Source organism: Shewanella sp. SG41-4 (assembly GCF_014164505.1).
Taxonomy (GTDB): Bacteria; Pseudomonadota; Gammaproteobacteria; order Enterobacterales; family Shewanellaceae; genus Shewanella.
In genome coordinates this window covers 1-970 of the sequence record NZ_JACJFI010000702.1, presented here as the reverse complement: position 1 = coordinate 970, position 970 = coordinate 1, and the positions used below count along the sequence as shown (strand labels likewise).

The 970-nt window shown below is 36.5% G+C and carries 1 protein-coding gene; it reads left to right on the top strand.

From position 1 onward, the window contains the following. Positions 1–307: 307 nt before the first annotated feature. Positions 308–970, top strand: a 663-nt coding sequence (locus tag H5202_RS23385; RefSeq protein ID WP_182774103.1) for a hypothetical protein, incomplete at its 3' end; no start/stop codon positions are given.

Below are 970 nucleotides of genomic sequence, written 5' to 3'. Positions count from 1 at the left end.
TGCCCCCCTCTATTGATCATGGTTCTAGTCAAAATGGTTGTTTTGTCACAGTTGAGCTCAAGCTATTAACGAAAAATTGATTTAGCGCAATAATCCTATACAAATACTTCACATTTATTAACAAAGTGCTAGTATATGCGTTGAACAGTTTTGTCTTTTTTATTTTAACCTAATGTTAATGATTGCGCATTTTTGATGACCCTTATTTTGGATGTCGGCGCTGAATAGATTAGGTATTAAATTCGACAGAAGCATCATATGAAGACGCATATCCTGTGATATAAAAAATAATAAATGCGGAGTTTCAATGGTAAAATCTTTTTTTTGTATAGTGTTGTTGATACTAGGTACTCGAGCTGCTTCGGCAGAAACGGAACTATCAACTCACAACTCAACTGATACCGACAAATATACCCTTGATATTGGTATGTTTTATGCTAACTCTGATTCAAACTTCATCGTTACAAACCCTAAAACTGGCGGAACATTCCCAGTAGATTTCGAAGATGAGCTTCTACTTGCTGAAGAGCAATACCTACCCTATTTTGAATTCAAATACTCTTTCAACCAACGTCATAATATTTATATTGACTGGAAGTCGTTGGATCGCAAAGCAGACACTGAAACAGTATCACAAGATTTTATTCTTGAAGATATTGATGGAAAAGATTACCTGATTGAAGTTGGCGCCAAACTGAATACCGAACTGAATATTGATATTCTACGAATTGGCTATGGTTATGATATTTGGCAAGGAACACATTACGCTGTTGGGGTATCAGTTGGTTTACATACCATGTTTATCGAAACAGCTTTTAAAGGCACTATCGGTATTTGCGTTCCAGACTCAACCTTAACCAGTTTATGCAGCAATGCAGTGGCAACACCAGAAGTTATCGATGATACTATAACTGCACCTTTGCCAGACATTGGACTTTACGGCTCATACGAATTTTATCCTGGTTGGAAA